The sequence below is a fragment of the Serratia sp. ID 25-353 genome (genome assembly GCF_054792795.1).
The window spans coordinates 1,369,244-1,383,586 of record NZ_CM139236.1 but is presented as its reverse complement, the minus strand read 5'-3'; the positions used below and the strand labels follow the sequence as shown (position 1 = coordinate 1,383,586).

14 protein-coding genes, 2 tRNA genes and 1 other RNA gene are annotated in these 14,343 nt (G+C 59.6%); 11 read left to right on the top strand and 6 right to left on the bottom strand.

Annotation, left to right across the window (positions count from 1 at the left end; all coding sequences use genetic code 11):
* Window positions 1–31: 31 nt before the first annotated feature.
* A complete protein-coding gene (gene rssA / locus ACYF6X_RS06675) occupies window positions 32–934 on the bottom strand; it encodes a patatin-like phospholipase RssA (protein WP_063990114.1) in 903 nt (300 codons plus the stop codon).
* Window positions 935–1,052: 118 nt separating this feature from the next.
* On the opposite strand from rssA, the gene ACYF6X_RS06670 reads away from it, so the two are divergent.
* The 8 genes from ACYF6X_RS06670 (at window position 1,053) to ACYF6X_RS06635 (ending at window position 5,277) form a co-directional block, all read left to right on the top strand.
* Window positions 1,053–1,517, top strand: coding sequence for a YchJ family protein (locus tag ACYF6X_RS06670; protein WP_063990115.1), 465 nt, complete (start codon window positions 1,053–1,055; stop codon window positions 1,515–1,517).
* Between the two features lie 68 nt (window positions 1,518–1,585).
* Window positions 1,586–2,434: a formyltetrahydrofolate deformylase gene (gene purU / locus ACYF6X_RS06665; protein ID WP_016927485.1), complete on the top strand. Its 849-nt coding sequence runs from the start codon at window positions 1,586–1,588 to the stop codon at window positions 2,432–2,434.
* A 175-nt stretch (window positions 2,435–2,609) separates the two neighbouring features.
* A tRNA-Tyr gene (locus ACYF6X_RS06660) sits at window positions 2,610–2,694 on the top strand.
* A 188-nt stretch (window positions 2,695–2,882) separates the two neighbouring features.
* Window positions 2,883–2,967: transfer RNA gene (locus tag ACYF6X_RS06655), tRNA-Tyr, on the top strand.
* 46 nt (window positions 2,968–3,013) lie between these two features.
* Window positions 3,014–3,140: non-coding RNA, RtT sRNA (locus ACYF6X_RS06650), on the top strand.
* 210 nt (window positions 3,141–3,350) lie between these two features.
* Window positions 3,351–3,923 (top strand): LOG family protein, encoded by a 573-nt coding sequence (locus ACYF6X_RS06645; protein WP_130018088.1) that lies wholly within the window; start codon window positions 3,351–3,353, stop codon window positions 3,921–3,923.
* A 101-nt stretch (window positions 3,924–4,024) separates the two neighbouring features.
* Window positions 4,025–4,831, top strand: a complete 807-nt coding sequence (gene xthA, locus ACYF6X_RS06640; protein WP_033634797.1) for an exodeoxyribonuclease III — start codon at window positions 4,025–4,027, stop codon at window positions 4,829–4,831.
* Between the two features lie 44 nt (window positions 4,832–4,875).
* On the top strand, window positions 4,876–5,277 hold the full coding sequence (locus tag ACYF6X_RS06635) for a pyrimidine (deoxy)nucleoside triphosphate diphosphatase (protein ID WP_063990118.1): 402 nt from the start codon (window positions 4,876–4,878) through the stop codon (window positions 5,275–5,277).
* Window positions 5,278–5,298: 21 nt separating this feature from the next.
* On the opposite strand, the gene ACYF6X_RS06630 is transcribed toward ACYF6X_RS06635, so the two are convergent.
* From ACYF6X_RS06630 to ACYF6X_RS06610, 5 genes are all read right to left on the bottom strand, one after another.
* Complete coding sequence (locus tag ACYF6X_RS06630) at window positions 5,299–5,595, bottom strand: YnjH family protein (RefSeq protein WP_130018089.1); 297 nt, start codon at window positions 5,593–5,595, stop codon at window positions 5,299–5,301.
* Entirely contained in the window at window positions 5,592–7,517 is a 1,926-nt protein-coding gene (locus tag ACYF6X_RS06625; RefSeq protein WP_043142985.1) for a DNA topoisomerase III, read from the bottom strand. The genes ACYF6X_RS06630 and ACYF6X_RS06625 overlap by 4 nt, the downstream gene beginning before the upstream one ends.
* Window positions 7,517–8,626: a tRNA 2-selenouridine(34) synthase MnmH gene (mnmH, locus tag ACYF6X_RS06620; protein ID WP_063990121.1), complete on the bottom strand. Its 1,110-nt coding sequence runs from the start codon at window positions 8,624–8,626 to the stop codon at window positions 7,517–7,519. Before mnmH ends, ACYF6X_RS06625 begins: the two co-directional genes overlap by 1 nt.
* Before the next feature lie 8 nt (window positions 8,627–8,634).
* On the bottom strand, window positions 8,635–9,678 hold the full coding sequence (gene selD, locus ACYF6X_RS06615) for a selenide, water dikinase SelD (protein ID WP_130018090.1): 1,044 nt from the start codon (window positions 9,676–9,678) through the stop codon (window positions 8,635–8,637).
* Between the two features lie 157 nt (window positions 9,679–9,835).
* Complete coding sequence (locus ACYF6X_RS06610; protein ID WP_130018091.1) at window positions 9,836–10,387, bottom strand: NAD(P)H nitroreductase; 552 nt, start codon at window positions 10,385–10,387, stop codon at window positions 9,836–9,838.
* A 160-nt stretch (window positions 10,388–10,547) separates the two neighbouring features.
* Between ACYF6X_RS06610 and sppA the strand changes: the two genes are divergently transcribed.
* From sppA to pncA, 3 genes are all read left to right on the top strand, one after another.
* Complete coding sequence (sppA, locus tag ACYF6X_RS06605; protein WP_103101069.1) at window positions 10,548–12,404, top strand: signal peptide peptidase SppA; 1,857 nt, start codon at window positions 10,548–10,550, stop codon at window positions 12,402–12,404.
* A gap of 93 nt (window positions 12,405–12,497) precedes the next feature.
* Entirely contained in the window at window positions 12,498–13,514 is a 1,017-nt protein-coding gene (gene ansA, locus ACYF6X_RS06600) for an asparaginase (protein ID WP_047730911.1), read from the top strand.
* A gap of 22 nt (window positions 13,515–13,536) precedes the next feature.
* On the top strand, window positions 13,537–14,169 hold the full coding sequence (pncA, locus tag ACYF6X_RS06595) for a bifunctional nicotinamidase/pyrazinamidase (protein WP_130018092.1): 633 nt from the start codon (window positions 13,537–13,539) through the stop codon (window positions 14,167–14,169).
* Window positions 14,170–14,343 lie beyond the last annotated feature (174 nt).

The following is a 14,343-nucleotide window of genomic DNA, read 5'->3' as shown; positions in this document are numbered from 1 at the left end:
TGACCACGCATTGCCAACCGAGAACCGAGAATTATCTATTTTTTATCAACGGCAACAACCGATCCAGTTGTTTTTCCACCGCCAGTAACCCTGCCTCGATCGCTTCATCGGCACGGTGGAAATCCAGCGTCGAGATTTGCGGGCAAAAAGGTTGGATCAACACATCCGGCGGATCGCTCGCCATGCGGTTGCGCTTCAGGCGATTTTCCAGCATTTGAATCGAGGTACCCATGATCTCCATCGCCGTCGGCGCCGTCGCCGGTTTGCGCTGCCGCATTCTGCCGATGCGCTCCCGCAAACGCCCGCGCCAGGTGGCGGCAGGCGCATCGTCCGGGTTTTCTTCCTCAATGCGTATCGAGAACAGATCCTGCTGCATCAGGTGCGCGTCATGCTGCAGATCGACCGCGATGACGATATCGGCGCCCATAGCGCGGCAGAGCGACACCGGCACCGGATTGACCACCGCGCCATCCACCAGCCAATAGCCGTCGGCCCATACCGGCGCCAACAGGCCAGGCATGCTGCAGGAAGCGCGTATCGCCTGATGAATATCGCCTTCGGTCAGCCACAGCTCGCGCCCGGTGCTGAGATTGGTCGTCACGGCGCCGAACTTCAACGCGCATTCGGCGATATCATTGATCTTCAACAGCTGTCCGACAGCGTTAAACACCCGTTCTCCGCGCAACAGGCCGCCGCGCTGCCAGGAAAAATCCATCAGACGAATCACGTCCCAATAGCTGAACGACCGCACCCACTGCTCCATCGCCGGCAGGCGATGGCTGGCGAACGCCGCGCCCACCAACGCGCCGACAGAGCAGCCGGCAACGATATCGACCTCAATTCCCAGTTTCTTTAACGCATTGATCACGCCGATGTGCGCCCAGCCTTTGGCCGATCCCGCCCCCAGCGCCAGTCCGATCTTGATTTGCCGCATAGCGCCATCCTCTCGGTGAAAGGTATTCACTGCTTTCAGGGTAGATTGTCACTGACGAATATTGTTAGGTAACATATGCGCTAAATTCATTTTCTGCCTCGTGTTCTCAGGAGTTATTTTGCCCGAATCATGCCCATGCGGCAGCGGACTGGCGTATAACGCGTGCTGCGCCCCCTTTATCAGCGGCAATCAGCCGGCGCCGACGCCCGGCCAGCTGATGCGTTCACGCTTCACCGCCTACGTAAATCATAACGTCGACTATCTGATCGCCACCTGGCACCCCGACTGCGGCGCCGAAGCGTGGCGCAATGCAATCGTCGACAGCTTTAAAAATACCGAATGGCTGGGCCTGACGATCGTGGAAGAGAAAGCCGGTCATGAGCCGGATGAAGGCTTCGTCGAATTCATCGCCCGCTTTATCGATGGCGAAAGCGGCGAACCGCAGGCGATGCATGAGCGCTCGCGCTTCCTTCGTCGCGATCAACGTTGGTATTATATCGACGGCACCAAACCCCAGCCCGGCAGAAATGCGATTTGTCCCTGTGGCTCAGGGAAAAAATACAAGAAGTGCTGCGGGCGCTAGCCGGCCGGCGCTTCACGTTTACGCCTGCGAAGACAGGCCGTTCAGTATCAGACAGGATCCTCAAACCCATGCCACACCAAAATGTACAACGAAAAGTGTTACGCACCATCTGCCCGGACGCCAAAGGGCTGATCGCCAAGATCACCAACATCTGTTACAAGCACGAACTCAATATCGTTCAGAATAATGAGTTCGTCGATCACCGCACCGGGCGTTTCTTCATGCGCACCGAGCTGGAAGGCATTTTCAACGACAACACGCTGCTGGCCGATCTGGACAGCGCGCTGCCGGAAGGTTCGTTGCGTGAGCTGCACAGCACCGGGCGCCGTCGCATCGTGGTGCTGGTCACCAAAGAGGCCCACTGCCTGGGCGATCTGTTGATGAAAAGCGCCTATGGCGGCCTCGACGTTGAAATCGCCGCCGTGATCGGCAACCACGACACGCTGCAATCGCTGGTGGAGCGTTTCGATATTCCTTTCCATCTGGTGAGCCACGAAGGCTTGACGCGTGAACAGCATGACCGCGAAATGACGGCCAAGATCGATCAATATCAGCCGGATTACGTAGTGCTGGCCAAATATATGCGCGTGCTGACCCCGGCCTTCGTGCAACATTATCCGAATCAGGTGATCAACATTCACCATTCGTTCCTGCCGGCGTTTATCGGCGCGCGCCCTTATCACCAGGCCTACGAGCGCGGGGTAAAAATCATCGGCGCCACCGCCCACTACGTTAACGACAATCTCGACGAAGGCCCGATCATCATGCAGGACGTGATCCATGTCGATCACACCTATTCCGCCGAGGATATGATGCGCGCCGGCCGCGACGTGGAGAAAAATGTGCTCAGCCGCGCGCTGTATCAGGTGCTGGCGCAGCGCGTCTTCGTCTACGGCAACCGCACCGTTATTCTGTAATCGCTCAATAAATCGGTGCATTTCGTTCAGGGATGCACCGCCAAGAATAAAAAAACGGCAAACGATTCATTTTCTGCATTTCAATGCTTTACACATCCGCTTCATTTGGTATGATGCGCCCCGCTTACCGAGACAGCGCTCTCGCAAGCTAGGCCAGTTAAATAGCCATGTATATGGTGGGGTTCCCGAGCGGCCAAAGGGAGCAGACTGTAAATCTGCCGTCACTGACTTCGAAGGTTCGAATCCTTCCCCCACCACCATCTTCTCTTTGTTGATGAACTTGAAGCGAAAGCTGAAATATCATTTAACGCCGAGGGGAGGATGAGAAGCTTTGACAAGGTTCGAGCCGAGCGCAGCGAGACAACGCGCTTTAGCGCGGTAATCCTTAGAAGCACACAACAGGAATTTAGCCCATTCCTTAAAAAATCAGTAAATCCATGAATACCATGGTGGGGTTCCCGAGCGGCCAAAGGGAGCAGACTGTAAATCTGCCGTCACAGACTTCGAAGGTTCGAATCCTTCCCCCACCACCATCTCTTTATAGAAAATCCCAAACCGACTTAAAGCACATCGCATCCATATTGCTCCGCACTGGGGAGGATGAGAAGCTTCGACAAGGTTCGAGTCTCACGCAGTGAGACCACGCGCTTCAGCGCGGCCCGCAGGGTGAGTCGCACAGCGACGAATCATCCTTCCCCCACCACCCTCTCTTTATAGAAAATCCCAAACCCACTTAAAGTACATCCTTAAAACACATCGCATCCCTAATGCTCTCGTATCAATAAAACTCAATGTATCTCCCCTTATTCCCCGCTTTCACCTCGATGTTTTATTTCCTCACTCCCAGCCGTAACTTGAACTCCGGCCGACAATTCGCTATACCACTGGCTTCTTTAGTGCAGTAAGGAACAGGTGGATGCGAAACAATATTTGCGTTTTTTGTGGTGCCAGCGAAGGCGTCAATCCCGCTTATGCCGAGCAGGCTCGTCAACTGGGGCAGCTGCTGGCCGCACAGGGGCGCCGTTTAATCTACGGCGGCGGCAAAAAAGGATTGATGGGGATCGTGGCGGACGCGGTGTTGGCAGCGGGCGGTGAAGCTGTCGGCATTATCCCCGAGCGCCTGGTTGAAGCGGAAACGGCGCATCGCGGCCTGACTGAATTGGAAGTGGTGCCAGACATGCATACGCGTAAAGCCCGTATGGCGACGCTGGCGGACAGTTTTATCGCCCTGCCCGGCGGCATCGGCACGCTGGAAGAGCTGTTTGAAATCTGGACCTGGGGGCAGATCGGCTATCACAACAAACCGGTCGGCCTGCTGAACGTCAACGGATTCTACCGCCCGCTGAGCCAGTTCCTCGAGCACGTCGCCGATCAGGGCTTTATGCGCCACGACTATCTCGGTACCCTGCACATCAGTGAATCGGCACAAACGCTGCTGCAACAGTTTGACGACTATCAACCTAAAAATTACGACCGCTGGGCGAAATAAACCCGCTGCGCAGTCAGCGGTCCCTCCGCTGTCTGCGTTACATTCCCCGCCAAACTCTGCTACTATCACAGCACATTTTTCTCGTGAAAACGGCACCGCTCATGAAGTTTGTCTCTTTTAATATCAATGGACTGCGCGCGCGTCCGCATCAGCTGGCGGCAATTATCGAACAGCACCAGCCCGACGTGATCGGTCTGCAGGAAACTAAAGTTCACGACGACATGTTCCCGCTGGAAGAAGTCAGCCAGCACGGCTATCACGTGTTCTATCACGGGCAAAAAGGCCATTACGGCGTTGCGCTGCTGACCAAAGCGGAGCCTCTGGCCGTGCGCCGCGGTTTCCCGACCGATGAAGAAGACGCGCAGCGTCGCATCATCATGGCCGATCTGGCTACGCCACAGGGCACGCTGACGGTGATCAACGGCTACTTCCCACAAGGTGAAAGCCGCGACCATCCGATCAAATTCCCGGCTAAAACGCGCTTTTATCAGGATCTGCAAAACTACCTGGAGCAACAACTGTCGGCAGAATCCCCAGTGTTGATCATGGGGGACATGAACATCAGCCCGAGCGATTATGACATTGGCATCGGCGAAGACAGCCGTAAACGCTGGCTGCGCACCGGCAAGTGTTCCTTCCTGCCGGAAGAGCGCGAATGGATGGACCGCCTGCTGAACTGGGGCCTGGTGGACACCTATCGCCACGCCAACCCGGGGCGCAACGACGAATTCTCGTGGTTCGACTACCGTTCCAAAGGGTTCGACGACAACCGCGGCCTGCGTATCGATCTGCTGCTGGCCAGCACCCCGCTGGCTTCGCGCTGCATCGCCACCGGCATCGATTACCAAACCCGCGGTATGGAGAAACCTTCCGACCATGCGCCGGTCTGGGCGGAATTTACGCTGTAACCCCATCGCCCCGGCGCTCGCCGGGGTTTTACTCTGTGAAGCCAATGAAAATTATCGACGTGGTAGCCGCTATTCTGGAACAAAATGGCCGCATTTTGCTGGCTCAGCGCGGCGCAGGCAGCGATCAAGCCGGCCTGTGGGAGTTTCCCGGCGGCAAAGTTGAAGCCGGCGAAAGCCAGCCAGAAGCGCTGGCGCGCGAGTTGGATGAGGAGTTGGGGATCTGCGTCCGTATTGGCGACTATGTGGGCAGCAATCAGTGGCAGCAAGGCGAACGCATCATCCGGCTGCACGCCTGGCGAGTCGCGGAGTTCTCCGGTGAATTGCAGCTGCATTGTCACTCGGCCCTGGTCTGGGTCACGCCGCAACAGGCGCAGGAATACGCCCTGGCGCCCGCCGACGTTCCACTGCTGGCGGACTATATCGCCGCGCAAGGCGATGCGCGCTAAGCGCGGCGATAGGTTACATCGTCACTTCTTCAATCGCACCCAAATCAAGGGGTTGGTGCCGATGGTGTTAGGCTCACGCACGCACTGCAGCACTTCCCCTTCCACTTTAAGCACCGCGCCCTCGGAATAGTTTTGATTCTGGTAGACGCAACAGCGGTTGCAGGGCTGCGCCGGCGGCGGGTTGACGCCGCTTTTGGCCGTGCCCCAAATCTCCGGCGAAACCGGTAACAACACGTCCACATCGCCGCGATTGGCGGCTGCCAGGCTGGAAAACATCAAGGCAGCGGCAGCCAATACCCCACTGAGTCCACGCTTCATTCACTCTTCTCCTGCGCCTTGCCGGCGCTTTTCCTGCGTTTTTTGCCTCCGCTGGAAGGCGGCGGCGGCAATCCACGAAACGCCATGCTCGCCCGGCTCTGTTTGGCCTGATAAATCAGCTCTTGCAGCGTGCCGACCAACGGCTGCATAAAATCCTGATAGCGGCAGGATTTCTCGCTGATTTGCGTCAGCGTGGCTTCCCAGTTGGCCGTCATATCAGGGCGCGCAGCTAGATCCGGCAGCGAGTGAATCAACGCGCGCCCGGTTTCGCTGGAGTGAATATAGCGTCCCTTCTTGTACAGAAACGCCCGTTTGAACAGCAATTCGATGATCCCCGCTCGCGTCGCTTCCGTTCCTAAACCATCGGTCGCTCGCAGGATTTTCTTTAACGCTTTATCTTGTACGAACCGCGCGATGCCGGTCATGGCCGACAACAGGCTGGCGTCAGTAAACGGCCGCGGGGGCTGCGTCTGGCGCTCCACCACTTCACCGCGCTCACACAGCAACTCATCGTCCTTAGCTACCACCGGCAACGGTGCGCCTTCATTTTCCTCGTCGCGTTCCTTGCTGCCCAGCAGCGTACGCCAACCGGCCTCCGCCAGGAAACGCGCCTTGGCGATGAATTTGCCGCCGGCGATATCCAGCTCGATCACGCATTTGCGGAACACCGCATCCGGACAAAACTGCATCAGGTACTGGCGCGCCACCAGCCCATACACGTTCCGTTCATCCTGCGTCAGATTAATCTTGCCGGCGCGGGCGGTGGGGATGATGGCATGGTGCGCATCGACCTTTTTATCGTCCCAGCAGCGGTTGCGGCGATCGCTGTCGATCACCGGCTGCGGGTACAGTTCAGGCTGGTGCACACTGATGGCGTTCAGCACCGCGTGGCGGCCGGCAAAATGCTCTTCAGGCAGATAGCGACAGTCGGAACGCGGATAGGTAATCAATTTGTGGGTTTCGTACAGCCGCTGGCAAACGTCCAACACCTGTTGGGCGCTGAGGTTATAACGCCGGGCCGCTTCGATTTGCAGCGTGGAGAGCGAAAACGGCAGCGGCGCGGTATCTGATTCCCGTTTATCGTTATAGGACGTGACCAGCGCCGGCTGGCCCTCGATGCGCTTGACCACGTGCTCCGCCAACGGCCGGTGCAGCAAACGCCCTTCTTCATCCTGATAAGGTTCGCAGGAGTCGCTGGGTTGCCATAGCGCTACAAAGCGTTCTTCTTTCGGCGTGACGATGTGTGCCTTGACCTCAAAGAAGTCTTTTGGCACGAAGTTTTCGATCTCTTCGTCGCGACGCACCACCAATCCGAGCACCGGCGTCTGCACCCTGCCCACCGACAGCACGCCGTCGTAACCGGCGTTGCGGCCCAGCAGCGTATAGGCACGGGTCATATTGATGCCGTACAGCCAGTCGGCGCGCGAACGCGCCAGCGCGGACACGCACAACGGGATAAAGTCCCGGTTGTCGCGCAGGCGCTCGACCGCACGCTCCACCGCCTGCGGGTTGAGATCGTTGATCAGACAGCGGCGCACGTTCTGGCGCTTCTCCGCCGTCAAATCCAGGTAGTCCAGCACCTCATCCACCAGCAGTTGCCCTTCGCGATCCGGGTCACCGGCGTGAACCACTTCATCGGCTTCGAGCAGCAGCTTTTTAATGGCGTTGAGCTGTTTGCTGACCGAAGGCCGCGGCTGCAAGCGCCATTTTTCGGGGATGATCGGCAGATCTGCCAACGACCAGCGCGCATAGCGGCTGTCATAGGCGTCAGGCTGAGCCTGCTCCAACAGGTGGCCGACGCACCAGGTCACCACGTCGTTGTTGCCACAGGCGATATAGCCGTCGCCGCGGCGATGCGGCTTGGGCAAGACGTCGGCAATGGCGCGCGCCAAACTCGGTTTCTCGGCTATGAACAGTCGCATTAATCACCGTTTTTCTGGCTGAACGTCATCAAGAATTCTCTTACTTCTGCATAGTTTCCACGGAAGACGATCCGTTGGGCTTTCTTTTCCAACTGATAGCAATACATCGGATCGTAGTACTGCTGCAACAGGGGCGCCAACCATTCGCGGTGCGCGTCGCCCTGGCCGCTGAGGCGCTGCGCCCGCAGCGCCGCCTCCAACCGCTGCGTCAGCTGCTGGAAGCGCTCCAGGCCCAAACGGCGGCGGATGGCGAACAGGCCGTGATGCAAATAGTCGTCGTACTGCCGCCAGCCTTCTTCCACGCCATAGGCCTGTTCGAACTGTTCGCGCATACCGTCGATATATTCGGCCTGCAGGCGTGCCAGGCGAATATCGAACGGATCGTCGATCACCGCCACCGGCGCCTGTTGCATGCCGTTGAACAACGGCAACGGCAGATTGTTGCTACCGATGATCCGCCCTTCGTCTTCCAGCACCCAACGGCGGCTGCCACCATGCTGTTTTTTCAGCAATAACACAGCCAGACGATTCTCAAAATCTATCTGCGAGCTCTGTCCCGCCAGCGTTCGGCCAAAAGATGAACCGCGATGGCGCGCTGCGCCTTCCAGATCGACGCCGTCGGCCAGTTCGTTGACCAGCAGCGTCTTGCCGCTGCCGGTATTGCCGCCCACGAGGGCCATCGGCAATGCCGCGCTTTGCGTTAGTACACCGAGCAGATAATGGCGCAGTGCCTTATAACCGCCAATGATACGCGGGTAATCCACGCCGGCCTCATGCAGCCATTGCTGCACCAGCTGCGAGCGCAGCCCGCCGCGGAAGCAGTAAATATAGCCTTCGGGCCGCTCTGCGCAGGCCGCCAGCCAGGCGGCGGTGCGCTGTTCGCGCAGCTTGCCGTTCACCAGGCTGTGGCCGAGCGCGATCGCCGCTTGCTGCCCATGCTGCTTATAGCAGGTGCCGACCGCCTGGCGTTCGCTGTCGACCATCAGCGGCAGGTTCAACGCCTGGGCGAAGGCGCCCTGTTGAAACTCGATCGGCGCGCGCACGTCAATCAGCGGCACGTCCTGCAGGAAAATGCGTGGGTAATCGTCGCTGTCCGGCCTTCCTTGCATGTTGGACACTACACGACCTCGATCAGCGGCTTACCGGCCGATGCCACATGCAGCTCCCCGATGGCGTTGAGCGTGATACCGTGCTGCCCGGCAATCGCCAGCACCTGCGCCTCCGACTCAGGCATTACCGCCAACAGCAAGCCGCCAGAGGTTTGCGGATCGCACAGCAGCTGGCGCTGCAAACCGCTCATCTCGCCTACCAGATGGCCATAGCTGTCAAAGTTGCGCCCGGTGCCGCCCGGCACACAACCTTCGGCAATATACGCCTCGACGTCCGGCAGCTTCGGCACCCGATCGAACCAGACCGTCGCCTGCAGACCGGAGCCCTGGCACACCTCGCTCAGGTGGCCCAGCAGGCCAAAGCCGGTGATATCGGTCATCGCCGTGACGCCCGCCACCTCGGCAAAGTCGGCGCCCGGCTTGTTCAGGCGGCACATCACTTCCGTCGCCAGGCCCTGATGCTCAGGGCGCAGCTTGCTTTGCTTCTCGGCGGTCGTCAGCACGCCGATGCCCAGCGGCTTGGTCAGATAGAGTTTCGCCCCGGCCTGCGCGGCGCTGTTTTTCTTCACCCGCTCGGTATTGACCACGCCGGTGACCGCCAGGCCAAAAATAGGTTCCGGCGCATCGATGGAATGGCCGCCGGCCAGCGCGATCCCCGCCTGCTGGCAGGCGAAACGACCACCGTCGATCACCTGCTGCGCCACTTCCGGCGGCAGTTTGGCGATCGGCCAGCCGAGAATGGCGATCGCCATGATCGGTTTACCGCCCATGGCGTACACGTCGCTGATGGCGTTGGCGGCCGCAATGCGGCCGAAATCGAACGGATCGTCGACGATCGGCATGAAGAAGTCGGTGGTGCTGATGATGCCGACGCCGTTGCCGATGTCGTACACCGCCGCGTCGTCGCGGGTTTCATTGCCGACCAGCAGGCGCGGATCGACAAACTTTTCCCGCTCGCTGTGCAAGATGGTTTCGAGAACTTTCGGTGAGATTTTGCAGCCGCAGCCAGCGCCATGGCTGTACTGGGTTAAACGGATCGCTGGCGATGTCATAGTCCACTCCCTTCGGTAACGGCACTCAAGATAACATAGGGTAGCGCTTGCCGAGGGGATTGATAAGAGCGGGCCGCCGATAAGCGAGCGGCCTGCTCAGAAACCATGCAATTCTGCGGGGTTTGGCGCATTTTCGCCGCGCCCCATTGGAAAAAACTTAGAAATAGCTAACGAAAGGCGTGTTGTCCGGCGGCGTCACCTTGGTGGCGGCCTTCAGCTGCGGCGTCCCCAGATAAAGGAAGCCGACGATCTCGTCCTGCTCGCGGCAGCCGAAGGCTTCACGCACCAGCGCATGCTCGGTCCAGGCGCCGGTACGCCAGATGCCGTTAAAGCCCTGCGCCAACGCCGCCATTTGCATTGCCTGTACCGCGCAGCCGGCAGAAACCACCTGCTCCCAGCGCGGCACCTTGGTTTCTTCAGTGCAGTGCGCGATGACGGTAATGATCAGCGGTGCGCGGAACGGCGCCTTAGTGGCCTTTTCGATCGCCGCTTCGTCCAGTTGATCCTGCTTCGCCGCCGCCTGCAGCAGCTGGCTGAAGCGCTCAAGACCCTGATTTTCGATCATCACGAAACGCCACGGCTGCAGCGCGCCGTGATCGGGCGCACGCAGGCCCGCGTTGATGATATTTTGGCGTACTTCCCCCGCCGGCGCCGGTTCCGCCAGGCGCGAAGCCGAGCGGCGATTCAATAAAAGATCCAGAGCATCCATCGTAAACTCCTGATAACAATTTTCATTCCGGCCACGTTAACATAGCTAAACGACGAGTTACAGCCTCGGCGATAGCGTCTGAGTGCCACGATTTAAAGCTGACATTTACCCGGCCGCTCATTAGGATAGCGGAACATTCTCGACTCTTGTTGGAGAGCACATGCGCACATTGTGGCAAATTATTGCCGGCATTTTCCGGTGGACATGGCGTCTGCTGAATTTTATCAGGGAACTGATCCTTAACCTGTTCCTGGTCTTGCTGATCCTGGTTGGGGTCGGCATCTATCTGTCCTTCCAAAGTTCCTCCACCTCGACGGCCCCGGCGCGCGGTGCGCTGCTGGTCGATTTAAGCGGCGTGGTGGTCGATCAGCCTTCGGTAAACAACCGGGTGCGGCAATGGGGCCGCGAGCTGTTGGGTGCCTCCAGCAGCCGTCTGCAGGAAAACTCGCTGTTCGACGTGGTGGACAGCATCCGCAAGGCCAAAGACGACAAAAACATTACCGGCATGGTGTTGCAGCTGAATGACTTCGCCGGCGCCGATCAGCCGTCGCTGCGCTACATCGGCAAAGCGCTGCGCGAGTTCCGCGACAGCGGCAAACCGATCTTCGCCATCGGCGACAGCTACAACCAGACGCAATACTATCTGGCCAGCTACGCCAACAAGGTCTACCTGTCGCCGCAGGGCGCGGTCGATCTGCACGGTTTCGCCACCAACAACCTGTACTACAAGTCGTTGCTGGACATGCTCAAGGTCACCACCAATATCTTCCGCGTCGGCACCTATAAATCGGCGGTCGAACCGCTGATCCGCGACGATATGTCCCCGGCGGCGCGCGAAGCGGACAGCCGTTGGATCGGCGGTCTGTGGCAGAACTACCTGGAGACCGTCGCGGCCAACCGCCAACTGACACCGCAGCAGCTGTTCCCGGGCGCCGCCGGCGTACTGAGCGGCCTGCAGGCGGCCGGTGGCGACACCGCTCGCTATGCGTTGGACAATAAGCTGGTGGACGAACTGGCGTCGCGCACCGCGATCGAAAATCAGCTGGTCAAGACCTTCGGCTGGGACAAACAGGCGAACGATTTCAACGCCATCAGCATCTACGACTATCAGCCGAAGCCGGACGCCAACCAGGGCGGCAAGATCGCCGTCGTCTTCGCCAACGGCGCCATCATGGACGGCCCGCAGACGCCGGGTAACGTCGGGGGGGATACCACCGCCGCCGAGCTGCGTCAGGCACGTCTGGATCCCGCCATCAAAGCCGTGGTGTTCCGCGTCAACAGCCCGGGCGGCAGCGTCAGCGCATCCGAAGTGATCCGCTCCGAACTGGCCGCCGTGCGCGCCGCCGGCAAACCGGTGGTGGTCTCGATGGGCGGCATGGCCGCATCGGGCGGCTACTGGGTTTCAACGCCGGCCGACTACATCATCGCCAGCCCGAGCACCCTGACCGGTTCCATCGGCATTTTCGGCATCATCAATACCTACGAGAAAACCCTGGATACGCTGGGCGTGCACACCGACGGCGTGGCGACCTCGCCGCTGGCCGATATTGCGGTCACCAAGGCGTTGCCGCAGGAGTTCTCGCAGATGATGCAGCTGAATATCGAAAACGGGTATAAGAACTTCCTCGATCTGGTTGCCAAATCGCGCAAGATGACCCCGCAACAGGTTGACCAAATCGCCCAGGGCCACGTCTGGCTCGGCAGCGACGCCAAGGCCAACGGCCTGGTCGATCAATTGGGCGATTTCGACGACGCGGTGAAGAAAGCCGCCGAGCTGGCGAAGCTGCAGCAGTGGCAGCTCGACTGGTTCGTCGATACCCCAAGCCTGAGCGATATGGTGCTCAGCCAGTTCGGCGTGTCCATTCACGCCATGTTGCCGGCGGCAATTCAGGCCATGTTGCCCGCCCCGCTGGCTTCGGTCGCCAACGCGGTGAAAGAGCAGCCGGGCTTGTTCAATAACCTGAACGATCCGCAGAACCGTTATGCTATCTGTCTGACCTGCGGAGAAGTCCGCTAACAAATAATTCTGCAGCCCGGCCATCGCCGGGCTTTTTTTCTGCCGCTATGCCCCTATAATTCAGCCCATCTTATCTTTGTTAAAATCATGACCATGCAAAAGAAATCCATTTACGTCGCCTACACCGGCGGCACCATCGGCATGCAGCGTTCCGATCACGGCTATATCCCGGTTTCTGGCCACCTGCAGCGCCAGCTGGCGCTGATGCCCGAATTCCACCGCCCGGAAATGCCGGATTTCACCATTCACGAATACGCGCCACTGATTGACTCTTCGGACATGACGCCGGAAGACTGGCAGCACATCGCCGACGACATCAAGCAGAACTACGATCGCTACGACGGCTTCGTGATCCTGCACGGCACCGACACCATGGCGTTCACCGCGTCAGCGCTTTCCTTCATGCTGGAAAACCTGGCCAAACCGGTGATCGTCACAGGCTCGCAGATTCCGCTGGCGGAGCTGCGCTCCGATGGCCAGACCAACCTGCTCAACGCGCTGTATCTGGCGGCCAACCATCCGGTGAACGAAGTCAGCCTGTTTTTCAACAACAAACTATTCCGCGGCAACCGCACCACCAAAGCGCACGCCGACGGTTTCGACGCCTTCGCCTCCCCGAATCTGCCGCCGCTGCTGGAAGCCGGCATCCACATTCGCCGCCAGCACGGCATCGACAGCCCGGCTTGCAACGGCGCGCTGCGTGTGCACGACATCACGCCGCAGCCGATCGGCGTGGTCACCATCTATCCGGGCATTTCCGGCGCGGTGGTGCGTAACTTCCTGCTGCAGCCGGTCAAGGCGCTGATCCTGCGCTCCTACGGCGTCGGTAATGCGCCGCAGAAAGCCGAGCTGATCGACGAGTTGCGTGCGGCCTCCGAACGCGGCATCGTGGTGGTCAACCTGACGCAGTGCATCTCCGGGCGCGTCAATATGGAAGGCTACGCCACCGGCAACGCATTGGCGCACGCCGGGGTGATCAGTGGTTTCGACATGACGGTGGAAGCCGCCCTGACCAAGCTGCACTACCTGCTGAGCCAGCCGCTGACGCCGGAACAAATCCGCGCCCTGATGCAGCAAGATCTGCGCGGCGAACTGAGCATCAACGGTTAACCTACTGAACTCTGGAGCGGCGATGAAAACGGCCCTGTTGTTGATCGATCTGCAAAACGATTTCTGCCCCGGCGGCGCGCTGGCGGTCACGGCGGGCGACGCCGTCATCCCGGTTGCCAATCAGGCGATCGCCGCCTGTTTGGCGCGTGGCGAGCCGATCGTGGCCAGCCAGGACTGGCATCCCGCCAATCACCGCAGCTTTGCGGTGAACTCTCATGCGCAGGTCGGTACCCTCGGCGAGCTGGAAGGCCTGCCGCAGGTATGGTGGCCGGTACACTGCGTGCAAGGGAGCCACGGCGCCGATTTTCACCCCCAGTTGCAGCGGCAACACATCAATGCCGTTTTTCGCAAAGGGCAGGAGACGGACATCGACAGCTACAGCGCGTTCTTCGATAACGGCCACCGTGCGCAGACCGAGCTGCACGGCTGGCTGCAATCGCAGGGCGTCCGGCGGCTGGCAATCATGGGCCTGGCGACCGACTACTGCGTGAAGTTCAGCGTGCTGGATGCGCTGGCTGCCGGCTATCCAACGCAGGTGATCGTCGACGGCTGCCGCGGCGTGAATCTGCAGCCAGGCGACAGCGAGCGGGCGCTGCAGGACATGGCGCGCGCCGGTGCGCAACTGGTTACCCTGTCACAATTTCTCGCCAACTAAATCCTCCAGGGCGCCACCGGCGCCCTCTCTGCGCGGCGGCGAAAATATCGACGCCGCTCACAATACCGCCCTTCTTCTTCCCCAACGGCTTGTGACCGGCAGGCGCTTTTGCTGTTATGGCTGCGACGCTTTTGGCGTCAATCGGTTATACGCATCCGGGGCCCGCTGAGCCCG